16 protein-coding genes are annotated in these 13,856 nt (G+C 66.3%); 6 read left to right on the top strand and 10 right to left on the bottom strand.

What is annotated here, in order from left to right:
• Positions 1 to 117: 117 nt before the first annotated feature.
• The 4 genes from WEA80_07505 to WEA80_07490 form a co-directional block, all read right to left on the bottom strand.
• Complete coding sequence (locus tag WEA80_07505) at positions 118 to 846, bottom strand: sulfite exporter TauE/SafE family protein (protein MEX1186420.1); 729 nt, start codon at positions 844 to 846, stop codon at positions 118 to 120.
• A 109-nt stretch (positions 847 to 955) separates the two neighbouring features.
• Positions 956 to 1,798 carry a mechanosensitive ion channel gene (locus WEA80_07500; protein MEX1186419.1) on the bottom strand — a complete coding sequence of 281 codons (843 nt, stop codon included), beginning with the start codon at positions 1,796 to 1,798 and terminating at the stop codon, positions 956 to 958.
• A 53-nt stretch (positions 1,799 to 1,851) separates the two neighbouring features.
• Positions 1,852 to 2,091: a hypothetical protein gene (locus WEA80_07495; GenBank protein ID MEX1186418.1), complete on the bottom strand. Its 240-nt coding sequence runs from the start codon at positions 2,089 to 2,091 to the stop codon at positions 1,852 to 1,854.
• Positions 2,084 to 3,130 carry a zinc-binding dehydrogenase gene (locus tag WEA80_07490; protein MEX1186417.1) on the bottom strand — a complete coding sequence of 349 codons (1,047 nt, stop codon included), beginning with the start codon at positions 3,128 to 3,130 and terminating at the stop codon, positions 2,084 to 2,086. The genes WEA80_07495 and WEA80_07490 overlap by 8 nt, the downstream gene beginning before the upstream one ends.
• Before the next feature lie 123 nt (positions 3,131 to 3,253).
• Here WEA80_07490 and odhB point away from each other — a divergent pair, with 123 nt between their 5' ends.
• From odhB to WEA80_07470, 4 genes are all read left to right on the top strand, one after another.
• Positions 3,254 to 4,543: a 2-oxoglutarate dehydrogenase complex dihydrolipoyllysine-residue succinyltransferase gene (gene odhB, locus WEA80_07485; protein ID MEX1186416.1), complete on the top strand. Its 1,290-nt coding sequence runs from the start codon at positions 3,254 to 3,256 to the stop codon at positions 4,541 to 4,543.
• A gap of 38 nt (positions 4,544 to 4,581) precedes the next feature.
• Positions 4,582 to 5,052 (top strand): hypothetical protein, encoded by a 471-nt coding sequence (locus WEA80_07480; GenBank protein ID MEX1186415.1) that lies wholly within the window; start codon positions 4,582 to 4,584, stop codon positions 5,050 to 5,052.
• A 159-nt stretch (positions 5,053 to 5,211) separates the two neighbouring features.
• Positions 5,212 to 6,624, top strand: a complete 1,413-nt coding sequence (gene lpdA, locus WEA80_07475) for a dihydrolipoyl dehydrogenase (protein ID MEX1186414.1) — start codon at positions 5,212 to 5,214, stop codon at positions 6,622 to 6,624.
• 66 nt (positions 6,625 to 6,690) lie between these two features.
• Positions 6,691 to 7,170, top strand: coding sequence for a hypothetical protein (locus WEA80_07470; protein ID MEX1186413.1), 480 nt, complete (start codon positions 6,691 to 6,693; stop codon positions 7,168 to 7,170).
• On the opposite strand, the gene WEA80_07465 is transcribed toward WEA80_07470, so the two are convergent.
• From WEA80_07465 to WEA80_07450, 4 genes are all read right to left on the bottom strand, one after another.
• Entirely contained in the window at positions 7,145 to 7,687 is a 543-nt protein-coding gene (locus WEA80_07465) for a hypothetical protein (GenBank protein ID MEX1186412.1), read from the bottom strand. The two genes, WEA80_07470 and WEA80_07465, sit on opposite strands and share 26 nt — an antisense overlap.
• Before the next feature lie 104 nt (positions 7,688 to 7,791).
• Positions 7,792 to 9,138: a hypothetical protein gene (locus tag WEA80_07460; protein ID MEX1186411.1), complete on the bottom strand. Its 1,347-nt coding sequence runs from the start codon at positions 9,136 to 9,138 to the stop codon at positions 7,792 to 7,794.
• 2 nt (positions 9,139 to 9,140) lie between these two features.
• Positions 9,141 to 9,521: a PIN domain-containing protein gene (locus WEA80_07455; protein ID MEX1186410.1), complete on the bottom strand. Its 381-nt coding sequence runs from the start codon at positions 9,519 to 9,521 to the stop codon at positions 9,141 to 9,143.
• Positions 9,522 to 9,794 carry a type II toxin-antitoxin system prevent-host-death family antitoxin gene (locus WEA80_07450; GenBank protein MEX1186409.1) on the bottom strand — a complete coding sequence of 91 codons (273 nt, stop codon included), beginning with the start codon at positions 9,792 to 9,794 and terminating at the stop codon, positions 9,522 to 9,524.
• Between the two features lie 135 nt (positions 9,795 to 9,929).
• Between WEA80_07450 and WEA80_07445 the strand changes: the two genes are divergently transcribed.
• On the top strand, positions 9,930 to 11,285 hold the full coding sequence (locus WEA80_07445) for a DEAD/DEAH box helicase (protein ID MEX1186408.1): 1,356 nt from the start codon (positions 9,930 to 9,932) through the stop codon (positions 11,283 to 11,285).
• Positions 11,286 to 11,372: 87 nt separating this feature from the next.
• On the opposite strand, the gene WEA80_07440 is transcribed toward WEA80_07445, so the two are convergent.
• Complete coding sequence (locus WEA80_07440; GenBank protein ID MEX1186407.1) at positions 11,373 to 12,308, bottom strand: ring-cleaving dioxygenase; 936 nt, start codon at positions 12,306 to 12,308, stop codon at positions 11,373 to 11,375.
• Positions 12,305 to 12,796, bottom strand: a complete 492-nt coding sequence (locus tag WEA80_07435) for a DUF4112 domain-containing protein (protein ID MEX1186406.1) — start codon at positions 12,794 to 12,796, stop codon at positions 12,305 to 12,307. The genes WEA80_07440 and WEA80_07435 overlap by 4 nt, the downstream gene beginning before the upstream one ends.
• Before the next feature lie 91 nt (positions 12,797 to 12,887).
• On the opposite strand from WEA80_07435, the gene WEA80_07430 reads away from it, so the two are divergent.
• Positions 12,888 to 13,832 (top strand): N-acetylmuramoyl-L-alanine amidase-like domain-containing protein, encoded by a 945-nt coding sequence (locus WEA80_07430; GenBank protein MEX1186405.1) that lies wholly within the window; start codon positions 12,888 to 12,890, stop codon positions 13,830 to 13,832.
• Positions 13,833 to 13,856: the final 24 nt, after the last annotated feature.

The raw sequence follows: 13,856 nt of genomic DNA, 5'->3' as shown, positions 1-13,856 counted from the left end.
ACTGGGTTGAGCGAGCCCGGAGCAGGCTCCAGGGATTAGGCTTAAGAAATCCAGTCGCACACCTGGAGCGGCGTTCTCGGCAAGCCTTCGGCCTACTCGTCAAGAACTGTTCTTGTCCTACAGCTCGCTCACGATCAACCAGATCCCCACCAATCCGACAGCGATCGCCACCACTTTCCTGAACGTCTTCTTCGGCAACCGACGGAGAAACCGCTCCCCCGCGAGCGTTCCTAAAAGCACGCCGACTGCCATCACCGCGATCGTCGGCAGCAGCTCGCCGAGCTCGCCCCCCGCGCGCCAGAGGTACACCGGCGTCCGCGCGAGATCCACCAGCACCGCCGACGCAGTGCCCGTCGCGACGAACGCGCGCGGCGAGAGATCAAAAGCGAGCAGCGCGCCGGATCGCACGCCTCCCTGATTGCCCACGAGCCCGCCGAACAAGCCGGAGACTCCGCCGAGCCCGTACGCGACTTCGCGCGGAAACGCGCGCGCCTCGAGCCAGCCCGTGATCGTGACGATCGCCGTGAGCACGAGCAGCGCGCCGAGCACGAGCGTGAGCCCGCGCAATCCAAACATCGGCTGCAGCAGCGCGCCAACGAGCGATCCCACCGCGCTCGCGATCCCGAACCGCTTGAGCACGGCCCAGTCAACTTCAGTCCACAGTAATGTGAGTCGAAATCCCGCGGCCAATGCGTGTGGTAGCGCTACGGCGGCAACGGCGAGGGGTGTCCCAATCCTGAGCGCGAGGAACGGCGTAAGGACGCTGCCAATTCCGAACCCCGCTACCGTCGCCGTCGCCCCGGATGCGACCGCAAGGACGAAAAGGAGAAGCTGTTCAGTACCCAGCGGCTGAATGACGAAAGGTCAACTACTCACCGTTACCCGCGAGGACGCAGCACGCAGCACGCAGCACGCAGCACGCAGCACGCAGCACGCAGCGTTTTTCCCCGCCAAATCATCCCCCGGTCTCATCCCCCTGCTCATCTCCATAGCGGGGCGCGGAATGCTGACCCGTATACGTCCCAAACTCCATCTCCTCCTCCCGGTCCAGCTCCGCGTTCTCCCGGTCGATCGCCTCGCGCTCCGCCCGGTACCGGTTGTACCACTCGCGCGTGATCTCGCCGGCCAGCTCGCGGTTGCCGAGCCCGAACGACAGTGCAAGCGCCAGCGACACCGCGCCGAACAGCAGCGCGAACGCGGTCGTGACGATTTCGGTCGCGATCCCCAGCTCCTGCAGCGCCATGAACACCGCGAGCAGCACCACTCCCGCCTTCCCGACGCGCGCGAGCGTCGGGCCGCCGTGGAGTCCGCCCGCCGACGCCATGATCAGCCCGCCGACGAAGCTGCCGAGCACGATGCCGATGATGATGATAGCGATCGCCGCGATCACGCTCGGGATGTAGCTGACGAGCTGCGAGAACACGTTCGCCAGCGACTCGAGGCCGAGCGCGTTCGCGGCGACGAGCATCCCCAGGAACATGATGAACCAGAAGACGACGTGCGCCGTGACCCGCGTCGGGTTGAGATGCGACCCCGATCGCTCGACCGCCTGCATCACGCCGCCGCGCTCGAGCAGGCGGTTGAAGTGGATCTTTCGCAGGAGCCGCTCGAGTCCCTTCTCCGCCAGTCGCGCGAGCAGATACGTCGCGAAGAGAATGACCAGCGCGCCGAACAGCGCGGGCACGTACTGGTACAGCTGCTCCAGACTGTAGCGCAGCCGCTCCGCGAAGCCCACCGGCTCGACGTCGGGAAGCTGGCTGGGGAAGGTGTCTGTTAGCTGCGCGAAGGAATGTTGCATGTGTCGATGAAATTAGCACGTTTTGGTGACTAGTGACTTGTGACACTAGTCACCTAGTTCCTGGTCCCCCGCTTCAAGTCGAACAGCGCGCTCCGCTTGCACCCCGGGCAGATCAGCCACTCCCGCCGCCGGGCGTAGCCGAGGCCGAACGATCCCCCGCCGATCCGCCGCCGGGTCAGCCTGGAGCCGCACCGCGGGCAGTCGGGTGGGTGCTCGCCCGACCATGCGCGGCGGATCTGGTCCACCTCCGCCGCGGTGTACTGCGCTTCGCCACCCGCCTGCTCTTCATTCATTAGAGATACGCACTACGACCTTTCCGAACCGGCCGGCCGTCTGGAGCCGCTCGAACGCCGCGCGTCCGTCTTCCAGGTCGAACACGCTGTCTACCGGCGGCAGGAGCCGTCCCTGCGCCAGCTCGCCGACGATCGCGTCGAACTCGGCGTCGCTGCCCATCGTCGAGCCGAGGATCGTCCACTGGTTCCAGAACAGCTTGCGCACGTCGGTCTCGACTTTCGGACCCGAAGTCGCGCCGCACGTGACGAGCCGTCCGGACTTCGCCAGCGAGCCGAGCGATTTCTCCCACGTCGCCGGCCCGACGTCGTCCACGACCACGTCCACGCCGCGCTTGCCGGTGAGCGCGCGGACTTCGGCCGCGACGTCCACCGCCGCGTGATTGAGCGCCTTGTCCGCGCCGAGCTCGCGGGCGCGCGCGAGCTTGGCGTCGCTGCTCGAGGTCACCCACACCGTCGCCCCGCGCAGCTTGGCGATCTGCAGCGCCGCGATCGCGACGCCGCCGCCGATCCCCCAGATGAGCACCGTCTCTCCCGCCTGCACTTGCGCGCGCGACACGATCATGCGCCACGCGGTAATCGTCGCGAGCGTGAACGCCGCCGCAATCTCGGGCTGAGTCTCGGCCGGTATGGCGCGCACGTTGGTCGCGGGCACGATCACGTATTCCGCGAGCGTTCCGGGAAGGTGCTCGCCGAGCAGCCCGAACTTCACGCACAGTGAATGCTCGCCGCGCAGGCAGAACTCGCAGCGCCGGCAGCTGATGCCGGGGTTGATGACGACGTAGTCACCGACGTTGGCGGCTGCATCCGCCGTGTCCTTACCGAGCTTGTCCACCACGCCGCACGCGTCGGCGCCGAGCGTCCACGGCGGCTGGATCGTGACGCCCGGCAGACCGCCGAGCATCCAGATGTCGAGATGATTGAGGGCCGCCGCGCGCACGCGGACGCGGAGCTGCCCCGGTCCGGGCTCCGGCACCGGCAGGTCCGTACGGTACTCGAGCGAGTCGAGCCCGCCGTGAGTGGATATCGTGAGTGCTCGCACTTTGCTTGCGGCTATATTTTGAAACGAAGCTGTTGGCTGTTGGCTATTGGCTGTTGGCTGTTGGCTGTTGGCTCGGTGAAGTTTACGGCCCTCTTCGGTTTCCCGCACTCCGGCACTGAACGCATGATCTCGCTTAAAGTCCCGCCGCTCGGCGAATCCATCGTGGAAGCGACCGTCTCGCGCTGGACCAAGCAGGAAGGCGAAGCCGTCGCGGCCGGCGACACCGTGGTGGAGCTGGAGACGGACAAGATCACCGTCGAGGTCCCGGCGCTGAAAGCCGGGGTCGTCGCTCGACACGCCAAGAAGGAAGGCGACGTCGTGAAGGTGAACGAAGTCCTGGGCGAGATCGACGACACGAAGACCGAGAGTACCGCGCCCGCCGCCGCCCCGTCCAAAGCCGAAGCGCCGCCCGCGCCGGCTGCCGAAATGAAATCCTCGCCCGCCGCGCGCCGCGTTGCCGACGAGTCCGGGGTCGACATCAGTGCGGTTCAAGGAACAGGGCGCGGCGGCGTCGTGAGCAAGCCTGATGTTCTCGAGGCTGCCCGCGCCGGAACCGCGGCCGGCACCGTGCCCGAGGGGCGCCCCGATGCCGGATCGACGGAGGCGGCGTCTTCGGCGACCAAGGCGACTGCGCAGCAGGCGCCGCAGGGAGCCAAGCTAGCCGCTGCAGTCGGCCCGGATCGGGGCGCCCGCACACAGACACCAGCCACCGACGGCTCTCGCGAGACACGCGAAAAGATGTCGACGCGGCGCAAGCGGATCGCCGAGCACCTGCTCGAGAGCCAGCACTCGACCGCGCACCTGACCACGTTCAACGAGATCGACATGACCGCCGTCATGTCGCTGCGCGATCGACTGAAGGAGCGCACGGAAAAGGAGCACGGCGTCAAGCTCTCGTTCATGCCGTTCTTCGTGAAGGCCGCGTGTCTCGCGCTGAAGAGCTTCCCGAACATCAACGCGCAGCTCGACGGCGACAGCATTTTGTACAAGCACTACGTGCACATGGGGATCGCGGTCGCGTCCGACCAGGGGCTCGTCGTCCCGAACGTGAAGGACGCCGACAGCAAAGGGATGATCCAGATCGCGCGCGGCATCGCCGACGTCGCCAAGCGCGCGCGCGACGGCAAGCTGACGATGGACGACCTTACCGGCGGAACGTTCACCATCACCAACGGCGGCGTCTTCGGCTCACTGGTGTCCACGCCGATCATCAACTACCCGCAGGTGGGCATTCTCGGGCTGCACAAGATCCAGGACCGGCCTGTCGTGATCGACGGGAAGATCGAGGCGCGCCCGATGATGTACGTCGCGCTGTCGTACGACCACCGCATCGTGGACGGACAGCACTCCGTGCTTTTCCTCGTACGGCTCAAGGAGCTGATGGAAGACCCCGCGGCGATGCTGGTGGACTGATTGATTCGGATTCACCGTTTTCCCCCACAGGAGGCTGCATGAAAAAATTGATTCTCGCCTCAATGGCTCTCGCGCTCGTCGCATGCAAGGGCGGCGACGACGCCGAGACCGACACCACCGCGGCGATCGAGCCGGCCACGCCCGCACTGACGCCCGCGCAGTCCATGTACGCTGGGACGTGGAACGGCCGCTCGTACCGCCTCAATGCGCCGGCATCGGACACCGGCTCGGCCTGGACGATGACCTTCACCCCGGCGGGCCCCGATCTGACCGGCACGCTTCGCTTCAGCGGCCAGACGACCGATATCCCGATCCGCGTAGAATCCGCCACCGAGTCCGGCATGCGCACGGCGTTCGGGCCCTACACCAGCCCGACGGTGGGCAGCGCCGAGGTGAACACCACGACCGACGGACGGGTTGAGGGCGACTCACTGGTCGGATCGTTCGTCGCGACGCCGACCGGTGGCGGCGACCGCGTCAGCGGCCGGTTCACAGCCAGGCGGCAGTAGAGGAACCGGCGGGCGCACCCCGGGCGGGGACCGGCGTGGGGGCAACTCCGAAGCACCGTCTTAGCGCGAGCGCAGCGAGCGCGTAGGTGCGAGGAGTTGCCCCCACGCCGGTCCCCGCCCCTCGCAGTTATCTGTCGCCGTTGCCGTTAGCTTTTTCCAATGCCTGACAATTCCCCGTCCACCGTCGACGTAGTAATCATCGGCGGCGGCCCCGGCGGCTACGTCGCCGCGATCCGCGCCGCGCAGCTCGGACTCGCCACCGTCTGCGTCGAGCAGGCGAAGACGCTCGGCGGAACGTGCGTCAACATCGGCTGCATTCCTTCGAAGGCGCTGCTGACTTCGTCCGAGCACTACGAGTTCGCGCGGCTGCACGCCGCCGCGCACGGCGTGAAAACGTCCGGCGTCGAGCTGGACCTCGCCGCGATGCTCAAGCGCAAGGACGACGTCGTCGCGCAGAACACCAAGGGAATCGAGTTCCTCTTCCGGAAGAACAAGATCACCTGGGCGAAGGGACGCGGAACGCTGAAGGCCGGCAACGTCGTGGACGTCGCGGGCGAGGACGGCAAGACCACCAGCTACCAGGCGAAGCACGTGATCATCGCGACGGGCTCGATCCCGATTGAGCTGCCCTTTCTCAAGTTCGACGAGGACCGCGTGCTCTCCAATGACGGCGCGCTGCGGATTGCCGAAGTGCCGAAGCATCTCGTCGTCATCGGCGGCGGAATCATCGGACTCGAGCTCGGCTCCGTCTGGCGCAGGCTCGGCGCGAAAGTGACCGTCGTCGAGCTGACGCCGACGATTCTTCCCGGCACCGACCACGAGGTCGTCAAGGAAGCAGACAAGATCTTCCGCAAGCAGGGGCTCGACCTCCGCGTCGGCACCAAGGTCACCGGCGCGCGCGTCGAGAAGAACCGCGTGCTCGTGGACATAGACGCGAACGGCAAGACCGAGACGCTCGAAGCGGACCGCGTGCTCGTCTCCGTCGGACGCAAGCCGTCGCTTCAGGGAATCGACGCGAAGGCGCTTGGCCTCAACGTCGGTCAGCGCGGCGAGCTGGTGGTGGACGGCCAGATGCGCACCAATCTCCCGGACGTGTACGCCATCGGCGACGCGGTCGGCGGCAAGCTGCTCGCGCACAAGGCCGAAGAGGAAGGCGTCGTCGCGGCGGAGGTGATCGCGGGCCATAAGGCGCGCATGGATTACAGGTCGATGCCCTCGGTGGTGTACACCTGGCCCGAGATCGCGACCGTCGGCCTGTCCGAGCAGGAGGTGAAGGACAGCGGCCGCAAGTTCAAGGTCGGCAAGTTTCCCTTTTCCGCGAACGGCCGCGCGCGCAGCATGAACGAGACGAGCGGCTTCGTGAAGTTCATCGCCGACGCCAAGACCGACGAGCTGCTCGGCTGCCACATCATCGGCGCGAACGCATCGGAGCTGATTCAGGAAGTGGTGCTCGCGTTCGAGTACCGCGGCTCGTCGGAGGACATCGGGATCACGGTGCATTCGCATCCGACGCTGTCCGAGGTGGTAAAGGAAGCGGCGCTCGGCGTGCTTGGGCGGTCGATTCACATTTGAACTGCGCTGCGTGCTGCGTGCTAACGACCCTGCGCCCTCCGTCCTGCGGCCTGCGCGCTGGCTTGTATGAGTGAGCGGGCGCTTGGCCCTGCCGACGTGCCGGCCGCGGCTGATCTGCTGTCGTGTGATCCATGCTGGGCGGACAACGGCGAGCGACCCAGTTGGGTGCTCGACACCATCGCGGCGAACGCTGACGGAGAGCATTCCGCGCTCGGCTCATTCGCAGGCGCCGAGCTGCGCGCGTTCGTCTCTTTCAACTTCGTGGCCGGCGCCGACAGGACGGGCGCGATCTCGTGCATCGCGCGCGCGGACGAAGCCAGCGGGATCGCGGCGCTCTCGGCCGCGGTCAAGGAGCTCTCGGCCGGCGGCGCCCGGTTGATCGTCGCGGAGCTTCCCGATCTGCCGGAGATGAAGAGCTACGCCGAGCTGCTCACGCTCGCCGGCTTCACCGATGAGGCGAGCGTGAACGATTACTACGCCGACGGCGTCGAGATGCGCATCCTCGTTGCGCGATTGACCGCTACCGGGGAATCTTCTCCAGCTTAGGCGGCCGCGCTCCGCGACGTACGGCAGTGGCGACGGGGATGTAGTCCAGCTCCTTTCCCGCCAGCACGCTCCGCAGCATCAGCCCGCCGCGACTCATGTCGCCGCGGCCCACGAACTCGGATGGGAAGACCAGTCGCTCTCCGAACACTTCACCGAGAGGCTCGACGTACTTCCTGGTCGCGATGCTGCCGAGCAGAACGATCCGCGTTGTCCGGTCAGCCGAGGCAGCGAGATTGCGCGCGCCGGCGGCCATCGGCCGCACGTACCGCGGCTCCTCCAGATCTATCGGTACCGCCGCGAATTCGCGCAACTCGTCGAGGTCGACGAGCGTGTCCGGCGACACCAACCCGTGATTCGACGTGATGACGAAGATGCTCTCCGGCGCCGCCGCAAATTTCCTGGCGTAGGCGAGCTTTCCACGGAAGTACAAACCACTGAGAAAGCTGAATACCTCTCCGATACTCAGCTCGTCGTTCCGCAGCCGCCTCGCCAGCTCGAACTCCGCCCCGGGATTCATCAGAATCGCCGCCCGCTTGCCGGCGGTACTAGCGGGAGAAAGGAGGAATACGGAACTCATGCCGAAGTCTAACAAGCAGCTGGCAGCTAGCAGCTAGCTGTAGTTCAGAACCAGCACACCTCGTTGCGCCCGGCCAATGGCAACGGCTCGCGATTCAATTTCAGCTCGACCAGCGTCGTCGTGTACGGATAAAAGAACTTCACCTTCGCGTCGCCGACCAGCGACGACAGGTTCAGCTCTCCGTCCCACTTCCCATCTCGCGAGGTGCCGCTGGACACATCGCCGACTTTGTCGCTGCCGAAGCCGGTGTAGCCGACGAGCGCCGAACCAGATGAAGCGATCACGCGAATCCACAGACTCGTCATGTCCTCCACGCGAAGCTGCGTCAAGTTCACGTGAAAACAGCGCAAGCTCGCGTCGGCCAGGTACGTGTGCACGTCCACCGCGAACGGGATCGGCTGCTCGTCGTGCCCGCGGCGCGAGAACAGCTGCACGTTGTAGTCGGTGATCGGATCGCCGCGCTCGTCCACCGCGCGGATCACGAACTGCTGCCATTCGTCCACCCCCCGTCGCGCCGCATCCGCGTCGCGCTCGGCCGTCGCGAGCCACTTGTCGAACTGCTCGCCGTCCGACACCTGGAGCGCGCGGTCCACCATGTCCACGAGCCACCGCCCGGGATCGCTCAGAATCGTCCCGTGATTCTTCCCGGCCACGAAGATCACCGGGATGTCCACGTTCGGCCACGGCTCCACGTTCACGCGTCCGGTCGCCCCGACGCGCGCGGGATCGACGGTGAGATCGAGCGAAATCTTCCGCATGTTGAGCGCGCAGCCGGCCCAGCGCACGGTACCGTCGCTGCCGGGCGAATTGGCCATCGCGCCGAGTCCGCTGTAGCCGCGGTCACCGCAGAAGACGAACGCGAAGGGAGTGTTGCCGGTCGGGCCGTAGTGCGTCTCCGTGCCGAGCATGTCCTGGTGCGCGAGGTCCCACGTGTACCGGCCGCCCAGCTCGAGCCCGTCGAGGATCTTGTCGCCTGCCTCGAGAAAATCGGGACCCGGCTCGCGATTCCCCTGGAACAGCGCGCCCAGCCAGCTGCGTCCCTTGTGCGCGATCGGCGAGCCGAACGTCGCCGGCGCGAGCGCGACGAGGTGCTTGAGCCGGTCGCGCCGCTTGGCGTACGCGGTGAGCCACGAGCGCACGACGAGCATTCCCGTCGAGTGCACGATGGCATCGAACGGCTCGTCCCGGTCGAGTCCCGCGCGCTCGCGCAGCGCCCGGTCGAAACCCTCGGCGATGTCGCGGATCGTGACTTCGTTGGTTAGCGACCGGTAATTGCAGACGTGGATCGTGCTCACGTCGTAGCCGCGCGCGCCAAGCTCGGCGGACCACTTCCGGAACGAGCCCGCGTCCGCGGAGTAGCCGTGCACGAGGACGAGCGGGAGCCTGGGCATCGCTATTCCTGGAATCCGAGCTTGCGGGCGACGGCCAACTGCCTCATGTCCAGTGTCAGAAAGATCAACGTTTCCGGCTCACGAGCCAGATACAACGCGCTGGCGAGGTGCCAGCAATCGGTGCCACGCACGTATCCTGCCTCGAGAACTCGCGCGATCTCCGCGTGCAACGGCCGATCAGGAACTACCCAGCTGATACCCTTGAACAGCGCTGGCGTAGAAGCGGAGCGCTCGCGCAGCATGACTGAATTCAACTCGGCCTCGAGCAGATTCGAAGCATGGAGCTCGTCAAAGCCACTCAGCCTGCGTTGTATCCTGGCCGCGGCCGGCTCAGCCAGGGCCAATGCGACAAGACACGACGTATCTACGTACCCAACCTTCATTCAGTCGCGTTCGTCCAGAAAACGCTTGAGCGCCCCAGGACGCCTCGCGACGGCGCGTATGGGACCTGGACGGGTCGCGGCTGGAACAATGACTCCCCGCTCTTTCAGGTCCTTCAGGCGCGCGGCGAGTCCTCCCTCCGTCTTGGCGACCGGCCGCAGCTCGGCGACCGGCTCGCCGTGAAGCGTGATGGTCACGTGATGACCCTCCCGGACCTTCCGAACGAGCGCCGAGAGCTTGGCCTTCGCATCGTAGAGGGAGTAGGTGTATTTCATCCTCTACTGTAATGTTATCTAGTCAGACTAGTCAAGGTTGAAGCCGCCCCGAAAGCGCCCGGAATCGCAGTGGTTGGCCCTGCAACGGCCTATCTTCCTTATGTAAGACACTTACCTAAGCCCATAAAACACTTCATGCCTTTCGGTTCGTTCGACCTCCACCCCGATCTTCTCAAGGGTGTCAAGGAGCTGGGTTTCACCCGGCCCACGCCCATCCAGGCCGACGCCATTCCGCCCGCCGTTGCGGGCAAGGATGTCCTCGCCTGCGCCATGACGGGAAGCGGCAAGACCGCGGCTTTTCTGCTGCCGATCCTCAACAGCCTGCTCGCCAAGCCGCGCCGCACCACGCGCGCGCTCATTCTCACTCCCACTCGCGAGCTAGCCGCGCAGATCCTGGAAGACCTCGAGGATCTCGCGGTCCACACGCCCATCACTTCCGCTTCGGTTTTCGGCGGCGTCGCGATGGGACCGCAGGAGCACGCGTTCCGAACCGGCGTTGACGTCATCGTCGCGACTCCCGGCCGCCTGCTCGACCACCTGCGCTTCCCGTACGCGAAGCTCGACAAGATCGAGCATCTGGTGCTCGACGAAGCGGACCGTATGCTGGACATGGGATTTCTCCCCGACATCCGCCGCCTGCTCCGTTACGTGCCGACCAAGCGCCAGACGCTGTTCTTCAGCGCGACGATACCCGGCCAGATCGTGCAGCTCACGCGGGAGATGCTCAAGGATCCCGCGACGATCAACCTTGAGCGCCAGTCCAAGCCCGCTGTCGGGATCACGCAGGCGATCTACCTCGTGCCGCAGGAGCGCAAATCCGAGCTGTTGCTCACGCTGCTCGAGCGCGAGATCATGCACGACGCGCTCGTATTCACCCGCACCAAGCATCGCGCCAACCGGCTGTGGGAGTATCTCGACAAGCGCGGGATCAACGCCGCGCGCATCCACGGCAATCGCACGCAGCCGCAGCGCACCGAAGCGCTGGAAGGATTCAAGAACGGCGTGTACCGCGTGCTGATCGCGACGGACATCGCCGCGCGCGGGATCGACGTCGAGGCCCTCGGCCACGTCGTGAATTTCGACGTGCCAAACAAGCCCGAGGACTACATCCACCGCGTCGGCCGCACCGCTCGTGCCGAGCTGACCGGCGACGCGTTCACATTCGTCGCGCCCGGCGAGCTCGGCGACCTGCACGCGATCGAACGGGTGGTCGGTCACCCGCTATTGCGCGTCACCGTCCCCGATTTCGACTACTCCGCGAAGACCGCCGAGAGTCTGGAGATCCCGCTCGCCGAGCGCCTGGCCAAGATGCGCGCGCAGCGGAGCGCAGACCGTACGCGCTCGAAGGAGAAGAAAGCGAGGCCCGCGCCGAAAGCCGCGGATTCGAGTCCGAAGGCAGCGCCCGAGCCCGCGGGTCCGCAGAAGACCGGCCTGCGACGCAAAGGACCGGTCTCGAGCCGCCGCCGTGGGCCCGGCAAGCCGCGGATTTGAACTGTTAGCCGACTGAGCGTTAGTGATTAGTGATTAGTGATTAGTGATTAGTGATCTAGTGATTAGTGATTAGTCACTAGTCACTAGTCACCGCTTTAATGGCGGCAGCGCGGCTTCGATCACCGCACGGCTCGGTTCGAGCCAAGGCGGAAGGACGAGCTTCTCCCCCAAGGACTCCAACTTCTCGTCCACCGTAAATCCAGGGCCGTCGGTCGCGATCTCGAACAGCGCGCCGCCCGGCTCGAGGAAGTACACCGACTTGAACCAGAAGCGATCGATCACATCGGTCGGTCGTCTCTTGGCGACGCTGATGCGCTCGCGCACCGCGAGCTCGGCGTCGAGATCGGCGACGCGCCAAGCGATGTGATGCACTCCGCCGGTGCCCCACGCGCCGCGCGCGATCTCCGGCAGCTCGCGGATCTCGAGAAACTTGCCGGACCCGCCGCCATGTACGCCGAAGCGGTGCCACTCACCCTCCGCGCCGAGCTCCTCGAAGCCGAGCACGCGCGTGAGGAATGTCGAGGTCTCCTCGAGCGAGCGCTCCCATAACCGCACCGAGTGCAGACCCATGATCTGCCGACTCGCGGCGATCGGACTCTTGTCCCACACGGCGAACTCGCGCGCGTCCGCGGTCTCGGCGAGCACGAGCGGCAGTCCGTGCGGATCCGCGAAGGGAAGGCAGCGCTCGCCGCGGCGCTCTTCGATCGCGGTGGTCTTCACTCCGCTGCTCTCCAGCCGCTCGATCCAGAACTCGAGCGCGCCCGCCGGAATCGCGAGCGCGACTTCCATGGTCAGCCCGATCCCCGCTTTCGCCGGCGCCATCTCGGGCCAGGGAAAGAAAGTCAGGTCGGTGCCGGGGTGCGCGACGGCGTCGGCGTAGAACAGGTGGTACGTGCCCGGCGAATCCTGATTCACGCTGCGCTTCACGAGGCGCATGCCCAGCACGCGCGTGTAGAACTCCAGGTTCTCGCGCGCGTCGCCCGCGATCGCGGTGACGTGGTGCAGGCCGAGTATCTCCTTCAACTCAGCGCCCCGAACAGCCAGCGGACCACGACGACCGCCAACATGATCCCGCCCACGGCGAGCAGCGCGAGCGCCGCGACGATCGCCAACACGAAAGCGCTGCTCGATCTTCTCGTCGCGGCCGGCCTGTCGATGTACCGCTCGAGCAGGGCCATGTTGCGCATGTTGGCCTTCCACGCGACGTCGAACAGATCGCCCGCCACCGGAACTATCCCCACGAGCGTGTCGAGCGCGACGTTGAGCACCATGCGCGCGAGCACGGGCTTGGGCGCGCCGAGCCGGGATCCGAGCACAACGAGGTAGCTCCCCATCGCCGCGCCGGCGACGTCGCCGAGGCCGGGGACGAGCCCGATCACCGCGTCGAGCCCGAAGCGCATGTTCGTGCCCGGGATCCGGACCGCGCTGTCGAGAGAGCGCGCGAGGACGCGGGCGCGGTCCACGCTGAGAGCGGTCGAAGAGTATCGCTCGTCAGTCGGCGGAGAGCGCATGTCGGTCGGGATATTTCTCTCCTTTCGGTCCAGGTGTATCTATAATGATAGGCATAGCTTGTAGTCCGGAGCCCTTTCCCCGGTGCGCACCATGTCAGACGCCATTTCCCGACGCGCCCTCATCAAGAACGTTGCCCTGACCGCGGCGGGCATAGGACTTGTCGCCTGCGAGAGGCCGCGGGCCAACGCGAGCACCGCGGCGGCCGACACCGCCGCACCGGCGAGTCCGGACGAAGCCCGGCTCGATGCCTGGATCGCGACGATTCGCCGTGAAGAGCTCACCCGCACCGACGTGCCGCTCGGACGCAGCGCCACCCGCGTCGGCGAGCTCGCGGTCGGCACGCCGTACGAGGCGTACACGCTGGAAGCCTATCTGCGCGCGGGAGGCAGCCCGGTCCGCACCGAGCCGCTCACATTGTCGCTCACGAAATTCGACTGCGTCTCGCTGGTCGAATCGTGCATCGCCGTGTCCCGCGCCGCGGACGAGCCCGGCGCTCCTTCCTGGGAGAAGTACGGCCACGAGATGGAGCGCATGCGTTACCGCGGCGGCATGCGCGGCGGCTACACGTCGCGGCTGCACTACTTCAGCGAGTGGATCACCGACGGCGCGAAGCGCGGCCTGCACCGCGAGCTCGGCGCCGAGCTGGGCGGAGTCGAAGACAGGCGGCCGTTGCGGTTCATGACGGAGCACCGGAGCAGCTACCCCGCGCTCGCGAACGACGACGTGTACCACGAGATCGGCGAGATGGAGCGCACGCTCGACGGCCGGCCGCGGCACGTGATCCCCACCGCGCGCATCCCGGAAGTATCCGACCGCATCGAGTCGGGCGACATTCTGGCGTTCGCCACCGCGATCCCCGGTCTGGACGTGACACACTCGGCGTTCGCGTACCGCGATGCAGCGAACGTCCTGCGCGTGCTGCACGCGCCTTTGTCCGGAGGCGTGGTCGAGATCACGCGGACGACACTGCCGGAGTACGTGGCCGCGATACGGCGGTCGACCGGGATCCTCGTAGCCCGGCCTTTGCGCGCATAACCACCTTCAACGGCACAGACCTCG

Source organism: Gemmatimonadaceae bacterium, from assembly GCA_040882285.1.
Lineage (GTDB): Bacteria > Gemmatimonadota > Gemmatimonadetes > Gemmatimonadales > Gemmatimonadaceae > JACDCY01.
This window is presented reverse-complemented; position numbering and strand designations above follow the sequence as displayed.